General features: G+C 65.0%; 15 protein-coding genes. 9 read left to right on the top strand and 6 right to left on the bottom strand.

What is annotated here, in order from left to right:
- Window positions 1-90: 90 nt before the first annotated feature.
- Genes moaC through AC0L27_RS34780 form a run of 4 tightly spaced genes read right to left on the bottom strand, consistent with a single transcriptional unit; the run spans window position 91 to window position 4,355 of the window.
- Window positions 91-603, bottom strand: a complete 513-nt coding sequence (moaC, locus tag AC0L27_RS34795; protein WP_275171244.1) for a cyclic pyranopterin monophosphate synthase MoaC — start codon at window positions 601-603, stop codon at window positions 91-93.
- On the bottom strand, window positions 603-1,421 hold the full coding sequence (trpC, locus tag AC0L27_RS34790; protein ID WP_275171243.1) for an indole-3-glycerol phosphate synthase TrpC: 819 nt from the start codon (window positions 1,419-1,421) through the stop codon (window positions 603-605). The genes moaC and trpC overlap by 1 nt, the downstream gene beginning before the upstream one ends.
- A gap of 7 nt (window positions 1,422-1,428) precedes the next feature.
- A complete protein-coding gene (trpD, locus tag AC0L27_RS34785; RefSeq protein ID WP_275171242.1) occupies window positions 1,429-2,442 on the bottom strand; it encodes an anthranilate phosphoribosyltransferase in 1,014 nt (337 codons plus the stop codon).
- A gap of 14 nt (window positions 2,443-2,456) precedes the next feature.
- Window positions 2,457-4,355, bottom strand: coding sequence for a SurA N-terminal domain-containing protein (locus tag AC0L27_RS34780; RefSeq protein ID WP_354209828.1), 1,899 nt, complete (start codon window positions 4,353-4,355; stop codon window positions 2,457-2,459).
- 222 nt (window positions 4,356-4,577) lie between these two features.
- Here AC0L27_RS34780 and tpiA point away from each other — a divergent pair, with 222 nt between their 5' ends.
- The 7 genes from tpiA to glsA all read left to right on the top strand — a co-directional run bounded on the left by tpiA (window position 4,578) and on the right by glsA (window position 12,417).
- On the top strand, window positions 4,578-5,333 hold the full coding sequence (tpiA, locus tag AC0L27_RS34775) for a triose-phosphate isomerase (RefSeq protein ID WP_354059115.1): 756 nt from the start codon (window positions 4,578-4,580) through the stop codon (window positions 5,331-5,333).
- A gap of 141 nt (window positions 5,334-5,474) precedes the next feature.
- A complete protein-coding gene (gene secG / locus AC0L27_RS34770; RefSeq protein ID WP_007590603.1) occupies window positions 5,475-5,861 on the top strand; it encodes a preprotein translocase subunit SecG in 387 nt (128 codons plus the stop codon).
- Between the two features lie 166 nt (window positions 5,862-6,027).
- Window positions 6,028-7,659 carry a CTP synthase gene (locus AC0L27_RS34765; RefSeq protein WP_007590604.1) on the top strand — a complete coding sequence of 544 codons (1,632 nt, stop codon included), beginning with the start codon at window positions 6,028-6,030 and terminating at the stop codon, window positions 7,657-7,659.
- A 259-nt stretch (window positions 7,660-7,918) separates the two neighbouring features.
- Window positions 7,919-8,245: an NIPSNAP family protein gene (locus tag AC0L27_RS34760; protein WP_275171239.1), complete on the top strand. Its 327-nt coding sequence runs from the start codon at window positions 7,919-7,921 to the stop codon at window positions 8,243-8,245.
- A gap of 124 nt (window positions 8,246-8,369) precedes the next feature.
- Window positions 8,370-9,233, top strand: a complete 864-nt coding sequence (gene kdsA / locus AC0L27_RS34755; RefSeq protein WP_275171238.1) for a 3-deoxy-8-phosphooctulonate synthase — start codon at window positions 8,370-8,372, stop codon at window positions 9,231-9,233.
- Window positions 9,233-10,438 carry an MFS transporter gene (locus AC0L27_RS34750; protein ID WP_473322238.1) on the top strand — a complete coding sequence of 402 codons (1,206 nt, stop codon included), beginning with the start codon at window positions 9,233-9,235 and terminating at the stop codon, window positions 10,436-10,438. Before kdsA ends, AC0L27_RS34750 begins: the two co-directional genes overlap by 1 nt.
- A 104-nt stretch (window positions 10,439-10,542) precedes the next feature.
- Window positions 10,543-12,417 carry a glutaminase A gene (gene glsA / locus AC0L27_RS34745; protein WP_354209825.1) on the top strand — a complete coding sequence of 625 codons (1,875 nt, stop codon included), beginning with the start codon at window positions 10,543-10,545 and terminating at the stop codon, window positions 12,415-12,417.
- A 13-nt stretch (window positions 12,418-12,430) separates the two neighbouring features.
- Here glsA and AC0L27_RS34740 read toward each other — a convergent pair whose 3' ends face one another.
- Both AC0L27_RS34740 and queF read right to left on the bottom strand, forming a co-directional pair.
- The gene (locus AC0L27_RS34740) at window positions 12,431-13,228 is read right to left on the bottom strand and encodes a substrate-binding domain-containing protein (RefSeq protein WP_354209824.1); all 798 of its coding nucleotides are present in this window, start codon (window positions 13,226-13,228) and stop codon (window positions 12,431-12,433) included.
- A 15-nt stretch (window positions 13,229-13,243) separates the two neighbouring features.
- Entirely contained in the window at window positions 13,244-13,732 is a 489-nt protein-coding gene (queF, locus tag AC0L27_RS34735; protein WP_275171235.1) for a preQ(1) synthase, read from the bottom strand.
- Between the two features lie 124 nt (window positions 13,733-13,856).
- On the opposite strand from queF, the gene eno reads away from it, so the two are divergent.
- Together eno and AC0L27_RS34725 are read left to right on the top strand one after the other, a co-directional pair.
- Window positions 13,857-15,140, top strand: a complete 1,284-nt coding sequence (gene eno, locus AC0L27_RS34730) for a phosphopyruvate hydratase (RefSeq protein WP_473322229.1) — start codon at window positions 13,857-13,859, stop codon at window positions 15,138-15,140.
- 34 nt (window positions 15,141-15,174) lie between these two features.
- Window positions 15,175-16,308 (top strand): zinc-binding dehydrogenase, encoded by a 1,134-nt coding sequence (locus tag AC0L27_RS34725; protein ID WP_354059130.1) that lies wholly within the window; start codon window positions 15,175-15,177, stop codon window positions 16,306-16,308.
- The last annotated feature ends 93 nt before the right edge of the window (window positions 16,309-16,401 follow it).

Below are 16,401 nucleotides of genomic sequence, written 5' to 3'. Positions count from 1 at the left end.
GGCTTGCGATCATCCGTGGTGAACGGCCCGCGCGGCAAGCTCAATGCAAAATTCGGCTCGATCAGCGCGTCGCTGAAGTAGCAGCGGCAATCAGACGCGGTAATGGCCGGATTTGCCGCCGAGCTTCTCGACCAGGTGGATGCCTTCGATGCGCACGCCGCGTTCCACCGCCTTGATCATGTCGTAGATGGTGAGGCAGGCGACCGAGACGGCGGTGAGCGCTTCCATCTCGACGCCGGTCGGGCCCGTGACCTTCACGCTGGCGCGGACGAGGCAGCCAGGCAGCGTTGCGTCGGGCTCGATCTCGACCGTTACCTTCGACAACGCGAGCGGATGGCAGAGCGGGATCAGCTCCGAGGTGCGCTTGGCGGCCATGATGCCGGCGATGCGGGCGGTGCCGAGCACGTCGCCCTTCTTGGCGTTGCCGGACAGGATCAGGTCAAGCGTCGCCCTGCTCATGACGACGCGTCCTTCCGCGACCGCGAGCCGCTCGCTCGCGGGCTTGTCCGACACGTCAACCATCCGCGCCTCGCCGGAGGCGCCAATATGGGTGAGGGCAGGGCCGGTCTTGGTCGGTTTGGCCTTTGCGGGCTTACGCGCCATCAGTTCGTGCCTGTGGCGCGCGCGGTCTCGCGCGCCAGCAGCGTGCGCGTCGCAGCGGTAACGTCGGCTTGCCGCATCAGGCTCTCGCCGACCAGGAAGGTCGACATGCCGACGCGCTCGAGGCGGGCCAGATCGGCGGGCGTAAAGATGCCGCTCTCGCCGACCATCAGCCGGTCGCCGGGGATCAGCGGCGCCAATGTTTCGCTGGTCGCAAGCGTGGTTTCGAAGGTGCGTAAATTGCGATTGTTGACGCCGATCATCGGCGAACGCAGCTTCAGCGCGCGGTCGAGCTCGGCGCGGTCGTGGATCTCGATCAGCACGTCCATGCCATAGGCGATGGCGGCATCCTCGAGCTCTTTGGCCGTGGCATCATCGAGCGCCGCCATGATGATCAGGATGCAGTCGGCGCCGTGCGCGCGGGCCTCCGCTACCTGATAGGTGTCGAACATGAAATCCTTGCGCAGCACCGGCAGTGACGCTGCCGCGCGGGCCGCCACCATGAAGTCGAGATGGCCCTGGAACGAGGGCGTGTCCGTCAGCACCGACAGGCAGGCGGCGCCACCGGCCTCATAGGCACGGGCAAGCAGCGGCGGATCGAAATCGGCGCGGATCAGGCCCTTTGACGGCGAGGCCTTCTTGACCTCCGCGATCAGCGCGTAGTCGCCATTGGCGTGCTTGGCCCTGATCGCGCGAACGAAGCCGCGCGGTGCTGCTTGCGCCCTGGCCTTCGCTTCCACCGCCGACAGCGGCTGCGCGCGCTTGGCCGCCGCGATTTCCTCGCGCTTGTAGGCTTCGATCTTGGTCAAGATGTCCGACATGTCAGGCTCAGCCGTTCGAGACCGCGATCAGATGTTTCAGCCGCGCGCTCGCCGCGCCGCTGTCGAGCGATTTTGCGCCGATCACGACACCTTCCTTGAGATCCCTGGCACGCCCCGCTACGACCAATGCGGCAGCGGCGTTGATCAACGCGACGTCACGGTAGGGGCTCGGCTTGCCGTCGAGCACGCCCTGCAAGGCGATCGCGTTGGCGTCGGCGTCGCCGCCTTTGAGTTCACCGGCGTCGCAGCGCGGCAGGCCCGCGTCCTCCGGCGTCACCTCGAAATTCCGGATCTCGCCATTGTGGAGCGCGGAGACGAAGGTCGGGCCGGTGAGGGTGATTTCGTCGAGGCCGTCGGAACCGTGCACGACCCAGGCGGATTCGGAGCCAAGGTTCTTGAGCACTTGCGCCAGCGGCTGCACCCATTGCCGGGAGAACACGCCGACCATCTGCCGCTTCACGCCGGCCGGATTGGACAACGGACCGAGCAGGTTGAAGATCGTGCGTGTCGCAAGCTCCACCCGGGTCGGGCCGACGTTCTTCATGGCGGGATGATGGGAGGGAGCGAACATGAAGCCGATGCCGCATTCGCGCACGCAGCGGCCGACCTGCTCCGGCCTCAGATCGATCTTCACCCCGAGCGAAGCCAGCACGTCGGCGGCGCCCGAGCGCGACGACAGCGCGCGGTTGCCATGCTTGGCCACCGGCAGACCGGCGCCCGAAACGATGAAGGAGGCGCAGGTCGAGACATTGACCGAGCCGGAGCCGTCGCCGCCAGTGCCGACAATGTCGACCGCATCCGCGGGCGCATCGACCGTGAGCATCTTGGAGCGCATGGCCGAGACCGCGCCGGTGATCTCGTCCACGGTCTCGCCGCGCACCCGCAGCGCCATCAGGAGGCCGCCCATTTGCGATGGCGTAGCCTCGCCGGACATCATGGCGTCGAAGGCGGAGGCCGCTTCGTCACGCGACAGGCTGGCGCCGGTCGCCACTTTTCCAATGATCGATTTCAGGTCGTCCATCGCGTGCTTTCAACTCACTGGTTCGCGCCGGTCACCTGCGCGAAGGCGGCCTGATTGATGCTGGTTCCGATGTCTGTTTCAAGCTTGTTCACGTAGGACGCGACCTGCTCCTCGGTCTGCGCGCGGTCGAGACTGTCCTTCAGCTTCTTGACAGCCTCGGAAGCGGCATCGACCGTGGGATCGATGATCTCGGTGACGCGGAACACGATCACCTCGGTGCCGCCTGTCACTGCCGTCTGCCCGACGCCGTCCTTGGCGACGCGGAAGGCGGCCGACACGACCGTTGCGGGAACGCTGGCGGGCGAGTCGTCGCGCTTGAAGCCGGTGGCGGTCTCGACCTTGGCGCCGATCGCGGCTGCTTCGTCGGCGAGCTTGCCGCCGGATTCGAGCTTCTGCACCATCTCGGTCGCCTTGGCCTTCAGCTTGGTCGCGATCTGGTCCTGGCGCCAGCGCGCCTCGACCTGGTCGCGGACCTCATCGAGATTGCGGTCGCGCGACGGCGTGATGGCAAGCACGTCGTACCAGACATAGCCGCCCTTGAAAGAGATCGAGTCATTGTCGACGCCGACATCGGTGTTGAAGGCCTGCGACACCACGTCGAGGCCCTGCGGAATGCCGGAGACCGGCTGGCCGCTCGGGGCGCGGCCGGAACGGTCGACGGCGTCGATGGTTACGGCGGTGAGCCCGAGCTTCTGCGCCGCGTCGATCACGCTGGCACCCCCGCCGCGTTCGTCTTCCATCTTGTCGCGGAGATCGGCGACCTTGACGCGCGCACGCTCGGTGGCGATCTCGCGCTTGATGTCGGCGGCAACGCTCGCGTAGTTCGCCTCAGTGCCCGGCTCGATCTTGTCGACCTTGACGATCGACGTGCCGAGACGGCCCTGGATCGGCTGGCTGATTTCACCGGCGGGAAGCGCGAAGACGGCGTCTCCAACCGCGGGATCGAGCGAGGATTTGGTCACGAGCCCGAGATCGACGTCGGACGCGCTCAGTCCGCGCTCCTTGCCGAGGTCCTCGAACGACGTCCCGCTGGTGAGCCGCTCGCGTGCGGTCTGCGCCTCGGCGGCGTTGGGGAATACGATCTGCTGGATCTGGCGCTTCTCCGGCGTGCCGAGCCGATCCTTGCGCTGGTCGAACGCTTTCTTGGCGTCCTCGTCCGACACCTCGCTCCACTTGCCGATCTCCTCCGGCGAGACCACGACGAACGCGATCTTGCGATATTCGGGCGCGCGGAACTGGACCTTGTGATCCTCGAAATAGGCGGCGAGCGCCTCGGGCGAGGGCGCGTCGATGGTGCCTGCCTGGGCTGCGTCGAGCCTGACGAATTCAATGGCGCGCTGCTCGTTCTGGAAGCGCGTCAGCACGTCGAGCATCGCCTTCGGCGGCTCGAGGCCGGCACCGATCGTGCCGGTGATCTGCCGACGCAGCGAGACCTTGCGCTGCTCCGAGACGTAGCGCTGCTCGGTATAGCCGAAATTGCGGATCACGGACTGGAAGCGGTTCGAATCGAAGTTGCCGCCGACGCCCTTGAAGTTCGGGTCGTTCATGATGAGCTGGCGGATCTGGTCGTCGGACTGGCCGAGCCCGAGCCGGCGCGCCTCTTCGTCGAGGGCGGCTTCCGCGATCGTCTGCTGGAGCACCTGACGGTCGAGGCCGAAGGCGCGCGCCTGTTCAGGCGACAGCGGCCGGCCGAACTGGCGGCTGATCTGCTGCAGGCGATCGGTGTAAATCTGGCGGAACTCGTTCAGCGAAATTTCGGTGCCGCCGACCTTGGCTACGGTGGATTGCCCAAAGCCCTTGAAGATGTCGGCAATGCCCCAAACGCCGAAACTGATGATCAGCACGCCCATCACAATGGCCATAATGGTCTTGCCGAGCCAGTTTGATGAGGCCTTGCGCATTCCTCGAAGCATTTGGTCCAACTTGTTTGGCAGGAGGGGAACGGGAGCGCGTCTTAATGCAGATTCCGCAAAAGCGCGTCACCAAATTGATCAATCATCATAAAGTGGTGGCTTTCCCCCCGCAACCTCGGGTCCGGCAGGCTTTCGATCCCTGCGGTTAAAAGCCCCTGGTCTCTGGAACTGCCACGGGACCTCTGCTAGCGCATGCACAAACCGAATTTGCTGGAATTTGACATGACCGATGCCATCCGCCCCCTGATCGCCGGCAACTGGAAAATGAACGGCCTGAAGGCCTCGACTGCCGAATTCGACGCCATGCTCAATGGCGCGGCAGAGGTGGCCGGCAAAGCCGACCTGCTGGTTTGCCCGCCGGCGACCCTGATCGCAGCCTTTGCCGAGAAGGCACGCGGCAAGAAGGTCGCGGTGGGGGCCCAGGATTGCCACCCCAAGGCCTCCGGCGCCCATACCGGCGACATCGCCGCTGAAATGCTGGCGGATTCGGGTGCGACCGCGATCATCGTCGGCCATTCCGAGCGCCGTGCCGACCATGGCGAAGGCGATGCCCTGATCCGGCAGAAGGCTGAGGCCGCCTGGCGCGCCGGGGTGACGGCGATCGTCTGCATCGGCGAGACGCAGGGCCAGCGCGACGCCGGCCAGACCCTCGATATCCTGCGCGGCCAGCTCAACGGCTCGCTGCCGGATGGTTCGACCGCCGCCAATCTAGTGGTGGCGTATGAACCGGTCTGGGCAATCGGCACCGGCCTGACCCCGACGTCCCGGGATGTCGAGCAGATTCATGGCTTTATCCGGGAATTCCTGACCTCCAGGTTCAAGGCCGACGGCGCCGGGATGCGGATCCTCTATGGCGGCTCGGTCAAGCCCTCGAACGCGGCCGAGCTGATGGCCGTGAAGAACGTCAATGGCGCGCTAGTCGGCGGGGCCAGCCTGAAGGCGGCCGACTTCCTTGTGATTGCGCAGGGCTGTCCCTAGCTAGCTCCAAACCTTACGACCCGCCCGATCGGGGGTGGCAATGCCCCGGCTGATCGTGTAACACCGCGCAACTTCAGGAAAACCCCGCGAAGCACGATTGGCCGCCGTCTCGGCGCTGTCGGCTTGTGACGGAAGGACACTATGCAGACTGTTGTCATCGTCATTCACCTCATGATCGTCACCGTCATGATCGGCGCCGTCCTGCTCCAGAAGTCGGAAGGCGGGGGCCTCGGCATGGGAGGTGGCGCCGGCTTCATGTCGAGCCGCGGCACCGCGAACCTTCTGACGCGGACCACCGCGATCCTGGCCGTCGGCTTCTTTCTCACCAGCCTGTTCCTGTCCTGGTATGCCGGCTACGACCGCAAGCCGTCGTCGATCATCGGCGCCCCGGCGTCGCAGACCCAGCCGGCCGGTGGCGGACCGATCGCGCCGCCGACCTCCGGCGGCATCCTGGATTCGCTGAAGAAGGCCGACGAGCAGCAGCAGGCTCCGGCACCGAGCGGCCCGCAGGTACCGCGTTCGCAATAAAGCAGGGGGGCCATGCAGGGCGGCTTCTACCGTCCTGCATCAACAATCCCCATCAAGGCTCTGTCACCACTCTTAGTTCTGGCTCACCCACAGCCCCGCAAAATGTTTGGGGCGGAATACGAATCGCTTTGGCGAATCGAATTCGAGGGATTAGAGGTTAAGCCCCATGGCGCGGTACATATTCATCACCGGCGGCGTGGTTTCTTCGCTCGGCAAGGGTCTGGCTTCAGCGGCACTCGGTGCCCTGTTGCAAGCCCGGGGTTACAAGGTCCGCCTCCGCAAGCTCGACCCCTATCTCAATCTCGATCCCGGAACGATGTCGCCGTATCAGCACGGCGAAGTGTTCGTGACCGATGACGGCGCGGAGACCGACCTCGATCTCGGTCACTACGAGCGCTTCACCGGGCGGCCTGCGACCAAGGCCGACAACATCACGACCGGGCGCATCTACCAGGACATCATCTCCAAGGAGCGGCGCGGCGATTATCTCGGCGCGACCATCCAGGTGGTTCCGCATGTCACCAACGCCATCAAGGACTTCGTCCTCGACGGCAACGATGATTACGACTTCGTGCTGGTCGAGATCGGCGGCACCGTCGGCGACATCGAGGGGCTGCCGTTCTTCGAGGCGATCCGCCAGCTCAAGAACGAGCTGCCGCGCGATCACGCCATCTACATTCATCTGACGCTGCTGCCTTACATCCCCAGCGCCGGTGAGCTGAAGACAAAACCGACGCAGCACTCCGTCAAGGAGCTGCGCTCGATCGGCATCCAGCCGGACATCCTGCTCTGCCGTACCGATCGCGAGATCCCGAAGGAGGAACGGCGCAAGCTCGGGCTGTTCTGTAACGTGCGCGAGAGCGCCGTCATCGAGGCGCGCGACGCCGACAGCATCTACGCTGTCCCTCAGGCTTACCATGCCGCAGGCCTCGACGACGAAGTGCTTGCCGCCTTCGGCATCGGTTCGCGGATTCCGCCGGAGCTGCGCAGCTGGCAGCAGATCAATGAGCGCATCCGCAATCCCGAGGGCAACGTCACCATCGCCATCGTCGGTAAGTATACCGGCATGAAGGATGCGTATAAGTCGCTGATCGAGGCGCTCTCGCATGGCGGCATCGCCAACAAGGTGAAGGTCAATCTCGACTGGATCGAAAGCGAGATCTTCGAGAAGGAAGATCCCGCGCCGTTCCTCGAACACGTCAACGGCATTCTGGTGCCCGGCGGCTTCGGCCAGCGCGGTGCCGAAGGCAAGATCCGCGCGGCGCAGTTCGCGCGCGAGCGCGACGTCCCGTATTTCGGCATCTGCTTCGGCATGCAGATGGCGGTGATCGAGGCCGCGCGAAATCTCGTCGGGATCGAGGAGGCCAACTCCACCGAGTTCGGCCCGACCAAGGAGCCCTTGGTCGGCCTGATGACGGAATGGCTGCGCGGCAACGAGCTTGAGAAGCGCACCAACGCTGGCGATCTCGGCGGCACGATGCGCTTGGGCGCCTATCCCGCGGCGCTCAATCGCGGCAGCCGCGTCTCGGAGGTTTACGGCGGCGCGACCGAGATTTCCGAGCGCCACCGCCATCGCTACGAGGTCAACACCGCCTACAAGGATCGCCTCGAGCAGCACGGGCTGAAATTCTCGGGCCTGTCGCCCGACGGCGTGCTGCCGGAGATCGTCGAGTACGAGGATCACCCCTGGTTCATCGGCGTCCAATTCCACCCCGAACTGAAGTCGCGCCCCTTCGAGCCGCATCCGCTGTTCGCGTCGTTCATTCGCGCGGCGATGGTGCAGAGCCGCCTGGTGTAATCGGCTCAGCACGTGGCGGTGCAGTCACGTGCAAGATGCATCCGCTCCGCCGCGAGCGGCATTGACCTATCAGGCGCAAGCGATCCCGTAACGAGCTTCATCTGCGGCCGGCGCGTCAGCTTGTAGACGGCGGCCGGCGCACGTTCAGCAGGGGGGCAGAGCCATGCGCGGAACGCCACGGGGGGCGGTCGAGCGGGCCTCAAGACACCGTCAGGGCCAGCCGTTATAACCGCCGGACCTGTTCAGGGAGGAAACAAGAATGATCTACGAAATGCGCATCTATCGCTGCGTGCCCGGCCGTTTGCCGGCGCTGCTGAAGCGGTTCGAGACGGCGACGCTGAAGATCTGGGAAAAGCACGGCATTCGCCAAGCCGGTTTCTTCACCACGCTGATCGGCGAATCCAACCAGGAGTTGACCTACTTCCTGGCCTGGGAGTCGCTCGCCGAGCGCGAGAAGAAGTGGGCCGGCTTCATGAGCGATCCAGACTGGATGAAAGCGCGCGCCGAGAGCGAGGCGGACGGCCAGATCGTCGGCAACATCGTCAGCCAGATCCTGGCGCCGACCGCCTTCTCGGCGGTGAAGTAGAGACGGCCGGCGCGAGGGCGTCGCGGGGAGCCTGGCGCAACCCTGATATTCTGGGAGCCCAGGCCGAATGGGGTTGATCCGCCCTTCATCGCGGCTATGGTCGCGCCGAAGCGAGGGATTTGCCTTGAGCTCTTCGACGTCAGCGGCGCCGGTCGTCACTATTGGCAAGGTCAAATTCGGCAACGATCTGCCGATCTCGATCATTGCCGGACCGTGTCAGCTCGAAAGCCGCCAGCATGCGCTGGAGGTCGCCTCGGCGCTGAAGGAGATCGCCGCGCGGCTGCAGATCGGCCTCGTCTACAAGACCTCGTTCGACAAGGCCAATCGCACCAGCGCGTCGGCCGCGCGTGGGCTCGGGCTTGCCCAGTCGCTGCCGATCTTCGCCGAAATCCGATCGTCGCTCGGCCTGCCGGTTCTGACCGACGTGCATGACGCCGCGCAATGCGCCGAGGTGGCGCAGGCGGTGGACATCCTGCAGATCCCCGCCTTCCTGTGTCGCCAGACCGATCTGCTGCTGGCGGCCGCCGCAACCGGCAAGGTCGTCAACGTCAAGAAGGGTCAGTTTCTCGCGCCCTGGGACATGGCCAATGTCGTGTCCAAGATCACGAGCGCGAACAATCCCAATGTGCTCGTGACCGAACGCGGCGCGTCCTTCGGCTACAACACCCTAGTCTCCGACATGCGCGCCTTGCCGATCCTGGCGCGCACCACCGGCGCACCCGTGATCTTCGACGCCACTCACTCGGTGCAGCAGCCGGGCGGGAAGGGGACGTCTTCCGGAGGCGAGCGCGAATTCGTGCCGGTGCTCGCACGCGCAGCCGTCGCTGTCGGTGTTGCCGGTGTCTTCATCGAGACTCATCCCGACCCCGATAGCGCGCCGTCCGACGGACCCAACATGGTGCCGCTGCGCGACTTCGAAGGGCTGATCCGAAGGCTGATGGCGTTCGACGCGCTCGCCAAAGATTCGACCAAAGCCGACCCGCGCTGATGCAGCAAGGCGAGGCGCGGCCGCACGATCACGGCCTGCCGGCCGCGCTCTACGTCATCTCCGGTGCAAGCTTTGCCGCGGCGCTCTCCGCGCGCGCGCTCGATCCGGTGCTGCCGCACGTCGCCGAGGACTTTGGCGTCAGCATCGCGACCGCTGCCGGCTTTGCCGCGGTGTTCGCCTTCACCTTCTCCATCATCCAGCCGATCGTCGGCGCCGCCGCCGATCTGTTCGGCAAGACGCGGCTGATGATCGGCTGCCTCGCGCTGCTCGGCCTTGCCAACATCCTGGGGGCGCTCTCGAGCTCGTTCTCGGTTCTGTTCGCGACCCGTATCCTCGCCGGCATCGGCTCCGGCGGCGTGTTTCCCGTGGCGCTCAGCCTGACCAGCGATCTCGTCGGTCCGGAGAAACGCCAGATCGCGATCAGCCGCACGCTTGCCGGCGCGATGACGGGCAATCTGCTCGGCGCCTCGGCCTCCGGCCTGATCGGCGATTTCCTCGGCTGGCGCGGCGTGCTGGCAGTGCTCGGCGGGCTCGTGATCGTTGCGTCGATCGCAGTCGCCGCCGGTTTTCGTGGCGCCAAGGTCAAGCATCCGCCGAAGACGAGCCTGTCGGCGCTGAAGGCCGGCTATCGCACCATCTTCACCAACCCGAACGCTTATGTCTGTTATTCGGCGGTGTTCATCGAAGGCTGCTGCGTGCTCGGCCTGTTTCCCTACATCGCATCGTTCCTGTTCGAGCTCGGTCAGACCTCGCTCTCGATCGCCGGTTTCGTCATCGCGGGCTTTGCAGTCGGCGGCTTGTTCTACACGCTGACGGTGTCGCGCCTGCTGCCATGGCTGGGCATGAAGGGAATGATGATCGCGGGCATGACGCTGGTGGCCTCGCAACTCGTTCTCGTCGGCTTCGGCCCGCGCTGGGAAGTGCAGGCGCTCAATCTTGTCGTGATGGGATGGGGCTTCTATATCGCCCATGGCTGCCTGCAGATGTTTGCCAGCGAGCTCTCGGTCGAGGCACGCGCGACCGCGCTATCGCTGCATTCGTTCTTCTTCTTCATGGGGCAGACGGTCGGGCCGCTCGCCTATGGCCTTGGCCTGCAGCATGGCGGCAAGGTGCCGACGCTGCTCGTGAGCGCCGCGATCATGGTGGTATTGGGCTTTGTCTGCGCGCGCCTGCTGAAACAGCGCGCGCCGTCCGACGCGCGCTGAGGCTATTCGGTCCCTGAAGGGGATCGGCCCCACCACGACACCGTCGGTCCCGTATACATGGCACACGAATTGCTTCGATTTTGGGCAAATCGAGGTGTGAGATCGTGGACGCCCAGACCAGCCGCTCGCCCAGCGCAGCCAGCGTGACCCGATCGACGGGATATCCCACCAAGCCCCCGCTCCGGCGCTTCCTGACCGCTTGTTACGAAGAATTCCAGGCCGACAATTCGGGCGAGCTTGCCGACTATATTCCCGAGCTGAAGCGCGCCAACCCCGACCATTTCGGCATCGCGCTCGTCACCATCGACGGCCATATCTACGAGGTCGGCGACAGCGCGGTGCCGTTCACGATCCAATCGGTCTCGAAGGCCTTCGTGTTCGCACTGGCGCTGGAGATGGTCGGCGAAGAGCGGGTCGCAGCCACCATCGGCGTCGAGCCGAGCGGCGAAGCTTTCAATTCGATCCGGCTTACCAACGACAACCGTCCTTTCAACCCGATGGTCAATGCCGGCGCCATCGCCTGTTCGGGCCTCATCTACGAGGTGGACGGGAGGGGCGCCTTCGAGCGCGTCCGCTCGAAGCTCAGCCAGTTCGCCGGCCGCGAGCTTGGCGTCGACGACGCCGTGCACGCGTCGGAGACTGCGACCGGCAACCGCAACCGGGCCATTGCCTGGCTGTTGCGCAATTACGCCGTGCTGCCAGACGACGTCGACGCCGTGCTCGACGTCTATTTCCGTCAATGCGCGATCCTGGTCACTGCGCGCGATCTGGCGGTGATGGCGGCCACGCTCGCCAATCGCGGCATCAATCCGGTGACGGGCGTGCAGGTGATCACTCCGCACATCGTCGCGCGCACGTTGTCGGTGATGACGAGCTCGGGCATGTACGACTATGCCGGTGAGTGGACCTACCGGGTCGGCATCCCCGCCAAGAGCGGCGTCGGCGGCGGTATCGTCGCGGCGCTACCCTCGCAACTCGGGCTCGGCACTTTCTCGCCGCTGCTGGATAACCACTTCAACAGCGCGCGCGGCCTGAAAGTGTGCGAAGCGCTGTCGGCGCGGTTCGACCTGCACATGCTCAACCGCAATGCCGACGTCCGCACCAGCATCATGGCGGATTACGACGTCTACGGCATCTCCTCGCGCCGCAGCCGCCCGCCGCGCGAGCAGCAGATTCTCGACGAGCGCCACAGCGACATCCGCGTGCTCGAGCTGGTCGGCGCCATGAATTTCGGCACCATCGACTATGTCACGCGACGGCTCACCAGCGAGCCGCCGAATGCGCCGCTCCTGATCATCGATTTTCGTCGCGTCCCCGATATCACCGCAGCGGGCGCTGAGCTTCTGGGCGAGACGCTGGCGGCGCTCGGCAATGCCGGCATCATCACGATCCTGTCGGGCTTCGAAGAGACCTCGGCCGTGTGGACGGCGATCTCGGCGCGCACGTCCGAGCCGCGCCGGTTACGGCGTTTTGCACTCCTGGACGATGCGATCGAATGGGCCGAGGATCAGGTGATCTACCGCTTCGGCGGCTTCACCGACGTGAAAGAGAGCGCGCATCTCGGCGAGCAGGCACTGCTGGCCGAGCTCGATGCCGACGAGATCGCCGCCATCGTCAAGCTGTCGACCACGCGGCACTACGCGGCCGGCCAGCGCATCATCGCCGCCGGCGAGCCCGCCAATTCGCTGTTCTTCCTTCAGAGCGGCATGGTCAGTGTAAAGCTGCGCAGCGGCGTGCGGCTGGCTTCACTCGGCCCCGGCATGGCTTTCGGTGAGATGGCGATCCTGGAGGGAAGCCGCAGCGCCGACGTCTTCGCCGACACGCCGGTGGCCTGCCTCGAATTGCCGCTCGGCAGCTTTGCCGATTATCGTCGCGTGCATCCCGAGACCTCGCTCAAAATCATGCGCAATCTCGCTGCCATCTTGGCGCGGCGTCTGGTGCTGGCGAATGCGAAGGTCGATCTGCTGAGCGCGTACTAGATGCGAGAGGGTTTTAGTTCGCTCCACCGGCCGCGATCGGCTCCATGCCGCTCGCGATGATCGCGTCGCGGGCTGCCGGGGAGGCAAGGAACTTGATCAAGGCCCGGCCGGCCTCGGGCTCTTTGGAAACGCTTGCGATGCCGGCTGAGAAGATCGTGATCTGCTGCAATTCGTTCGGCAGCGGCCCGACGATATCGATGCCCTTCACGGGCTTCAGCTCGCTGATCTGCTGAAAGCCGAGCTCGGCATCGCCGTGGGCGACGATCTCGCCGACCGGCGTGGCCGGAATCTTGCGGGCGTTGTCCTTCATGACATCGGCAATGCCGAGCTTTCCAAACATTTCGGTCGAGACATAGACGCCGCTGGCGCTGTCGGAATAGGCGATCGTCTTCGCCGCGAGCAACGCGCGCTTGACCGCTTCCACCGAGCTGATGTCCGGCTTCGGCGCGCCCGATTTCACGGCGACCCCGATCGGCGATCTCGTCAGGTCGACCTGGCTGCCGGCAACGACCTTGCCCTTGCTGGCGAGATCGGTGAGGGCGTAGCCCACCATGATCAGGACATCGGCCGCCTCGCCGCGCTCCAGCCGGACCGGGATAGCGTTGGTCGTGGTCCCCATCGAGGGCCCATATTCGGTCAGCACCTTGTTGCCGGTGGCCTTCTCAAACTCCGGCACGAGCACCTTGTAGGCAGCCGTCAGGCCGCCCGAGATCATCACCCGGACTTCGGCAGCCTCGGCCGCGCCGGTCAGCCACAGCATGCCCAGAAGGCCCAATCCAAGATTTCGGAATGTTGCTGCAGTCGATTCCATCGGCGTTCGGTCCAACTAGCCCCGCCCGCGATAGGGTGCGACGCCCTGTTCGGGCACCCACAGGCCCTTCGGCGCGCGGCCGGTCTGCCAGAACACGTCGATCGGGATGCCGCCGCGCGGATACCAGTAGCCGCCGATGCGCAGGAACTTCGGCTTGATCTCGCTCGCGATGCGCTTGCCGATCATCACGGTGCAGTCCTCGTGGAAGGCGCCGTGATTGCGGAAGCTCGCGATGTAGAGTTTGAGCGACTTCGACTCCAGCAGCCATTGGCCGGGGGCGTAGTCGATCATCAGATGCGCGAAATCCGGCTGTCCCGTGACCGGGCAGAGCGAGGTGAATTCCGGCACGGTGAAGCGCACCAGATAATCGGTGCCTCCTTGCGGATTCGGCACGCGGTCGAGCTTTGCTTTCTCGGGCGCATCCGGCCATTCCACCGCGCGGCCAAGCTGCAGGGCAGGTGAATCCGAGCTTGAGTTCTTCGATTTGCTTGGCTTTTTCGACATCAGGCCGCCTCCTTGGCGCCCTCTTAGCCAATCATCGTGCGGCCGTCACCCGGCCTTTTCCGCTTCGATGCATTGCGGTAGAAGCACCCCAACTGACTGCTTAGTCCCCCGAAAAGAGGCCCTCATGACCGCCATCATCGACATCATCGGACGCGAAATCCTGGATAGCCGGGGCAATCCCACCGTCGAGGTCGACGTCGTGCTGGAAGATGGTGCGCTCGGCCGTGCTGCCGTGCCGTCCGGCGCTTCCACCGGCGCCCACGAGGCGGTGGAACTGCGCGACGGTGACAAAGCCCGTTATCTCGGCAAAGGCGTCACCAAGGCGGTCGGCGCCGTCAACGGCGAGATCTTCGAGGCCCTGAGCGGCCTCGATGTCGAGCAGCAGGCCCAGCTCGACCAGATCATGATCGACCTCGACGGCACCGCGAACAAGAGCCGGCTGGGCGCCAACGCCATCCTCGGCGTCTCGCTCGCCTGCGCCAAGGCGGCCGCGAACTCGCTCGACATGCCGCTCTACCGTTACGTCGGCGGCACCTCGGCGCGTCTCTTGCCGGTGCCGATGATGAACATCATCAATGGCGGCATGCATGCCGACAACCCCATCGACTTCCAGGAGTTCATGATCCTGCCCGTCGGTGCGTCGTCGTTCGCCGAGGGCCTGCGCTACGGCGCCGAGGTCTTCCATACCCTGAAGTCGGAGCTGAAGAAGGCCGGCCACAACACCAATGTCGGCGACGAGGGCGGCTTTGCCCCGAACCTGCCATCGGCGGACGCCGCGCTCGAATTCGTCATGAACGCGATCGGCAAGGCCGGCTACAAGGCGGGCTCCGACATCGTGATGGGCCTCGACTGCGCCTCGACCGAGTTCTTCAAGGACGGCAAGTATGTTTACGAAGGCGAGGGCAAGACCTGCTCGATTTCCGAGCAGGCCAAGTACCTTGCTGACCTCGTCGCGCGCTATCCGATCGTGACCATCGAGGACGGCATGTCGGAAGACGACATGGACGGCTGGAAGGAGTTGACCGACCTCGTCGGCAAGAAGTGCCAACTCGTCGGCGACGATCTCTTCGTCACCAACGTCAAGCGGCTCGCCGAAGGCATCAAGGCCGGACGGGCCAACTCGATCCTGATCAAGGTCAACCAGATCGGCACGCTGACCGAGACGCTCGCCGCCGTCGAGATGGCGCACAAGGCCGGCTACACCTCGGTGATGTCGCACCGCTCCGGCGAGACCGAGGATTCCACCATCGCCGACCTCGCGGTCGCCACCAATTGCGGACAGATCAAGACCGGCTCCCTTGCACGCTCCGATCGCACCGCCAAATACAACCAGCTCCTGCGCATCGAGCAGCAGCTCGGCAAGCAGGCGCTCTACGGCGGCAAGGCGGCACTGAAGGCGCTGGCATAAGCCAGCTCTCGGACAAAAACAGGGGAGGATCGACATGAGCGACGGCAAAAACGGCCTGCAATTGCGTTCGCTGATCAAGAAGAGCGGCGAGCTCGAGATCTCGCTGCTCGACGTGCCGACCCCCGAACCCGCCGCGGACGAGGTCGTCGTTCGCGTCGAGGCCGCTCCGATCAATCCGTCCGACCTCGGGCTCCTGATCGGCGCGGCCGATATGAGCACTGCGAAGGCTTCCGGCGACAAGGGCGCTCCCATCATCACCGCGAAGGTGCCGGAAGGCGCGATGCGGGCGATGGCAGGCCGGCTCGACGAGTCCATGCCGGTCGGTAACGAAGGCGCGGGAGTCGTGATCAGGACCGGCTCCTCGGATGCCGCGAAGGCGCTGATGGGCAAGACCGTCGCCATGATTGGCGGCGCGATGTATACGCAGTATCGCACGCTGAAAGTGCGCGAGTGCCTGCCGCTGCCGGAAGGCACCACGCCGGCCGAAGGCGCTTCCTGCTTCGTCAATCCGCTGACTGCGCTCGGCATGACCGAGACCATGCGGCGCGAGGGTCACAAGGCGTTGGTGCACACTGCGGCCGCCTCCAATCTCGGCCAGATGCTGAACAAGATCTGCATCAAGGACGGCATCCCGCTGGTCAACATCGTGCGCAGCAAGGAACAGGCCGACATCCTGCACAAGATCGGCGCCAAATACGTCGTCGATTCCACCGCACCGAGCTTCCTGGGCGATCTCACCAACGCGCTGGTCGAGACCGGCGCCACCATCGCCTTCGACGCCATCGGCGGCGGCAAGCTCGCCGGCGACATCCTCAACTGCATGGAAGTCGCGATCAACAAGACCGCGAAGGAATACAGCCGCTACGGCTCCAACGTGCACAAGCAGGTCTATGTCTATGGCGCGCTCGACGTCCGCCCGATCGAGCTGCCGCGCGGCTTCGGCATGGCCTGGGGCGTCGGTGGCTGGCTGCTGTTTCCGTTCCTGATGAAGATCGGGCAGGCGGACGGGGCCAGGCTGCGCCAGCGCGTGGTCGACGAACTGAAGACCACGTTTGCCAGCCACTACACCAAGGTGGTGTCGCTTTCCGAGGCGCTCGATCCCGCCAATATCGCGGTCTATGCGAAACGCGCCACCGGCGAAAAATTCCTCATCAACCCAAATAAATAATCGTGATGTGCGACGGCACGTCACCCAAAGAAGGTCTTGCCTTCTGAGCGGAGCCGGGGATTATTCCGCCGCCATTTGCACGCGGGAAAACCG

The sequence above is a fragment of the Bradyrhizobium sp. Ken51 genome (genome assembly GCF_055807435.1).
This window is presented reverse-complemented; position numbering and strand designations above follow the sequence as displayed.

Bases quoted from the DNA above. Each gene is read 5' to 3' on its own strand.
- moaC (WP_275171244.1), bottom strand. From the start codon at position 603: ATGGCGCGTAAGCCCGCAAAGGCCAAACCGACCAAGACCGGCCCTGCC.
- trpC (WP_275171243.1), bottom strand. From the start codon at position 1,421: ATGTCGGACATCTTGACCAAGATCGAAGCCTACAAGCGCGAGGAAATC.
- trpD (WP_275171242.1), bottom strand. From the start codon at position 2,442: ATGGACGACCTGAAATCGATCATTGGAAAAGTGGCGACCGGCGCCAGC.
- AC0L27_RS34780 (WP_354209828.1), bottom strand. From the start codon at position 4,355: ATGCTTCGAGGAATGCGCAAGGCCTCATCAAACTGGCTCGGCAAGACC.
- tpiA (WP_354059115.1), top strand. From the start codon at position 4,578: ATGACCGATGCCATCCGCCCCCTGATCGCCGGCAACTGGAAAATGAAC.
- secG (WP_007590603.1), top strand. From the start codon at position 5,475: ATGCAGACTGTTGTCATCGTCATTCACCTCATGATCGTCACCGTCATG.
- AC0L27_RS34765 (WP_007590604.1), top strand. From the start codon at position 6,028: ATGGCGCGGTACATATTCATCACCGGCGGCGTGGTTTCTTCGCTCGGC.
- AC0L27_RS34760 (WP_275171239.1), top strand. From the start codon at position 7,919: ATGATCTACGAAATGCGCATCTATCGCTGCGTGCCCGGCCGTTTGCCG.
- AC0L27_RS34750 (WP_473322238.1), top strand. From the start codon at position 9,233: ATGCAGCAAGGCGAGGCGCGGCCGCACGATCACGGCCTGCCGGCCGCG.
- AC0L27_RS34740 (WP_354209824.1), bottom strand. From the start codon at position 13,228: ATGGAATCGACTGCAGCAACATTCCGAAATCTTGGATTGGGCCTTCTG.
- queF (WP_275171235.1), bottom strand. From the start codon at position 13,732: ATGTCGAAAAAGCCAAGCAAATCGAAGAACTCAAGCTCGGATTCACCT.
- eno (WP_473322229.1), top strand. From the start codon at position 13,857: ATGACCGCCATCATCGACATCATCGGACGCGAAATCCTGGATAGCCGG.
- AC0L27_RS34725 (WP_354059130.1), top strand. From the start codon at position 15,175: ATGAGCGACGGCAAAAACGGCCTGCAATTGCGTTCGCTGATCAAGAAG.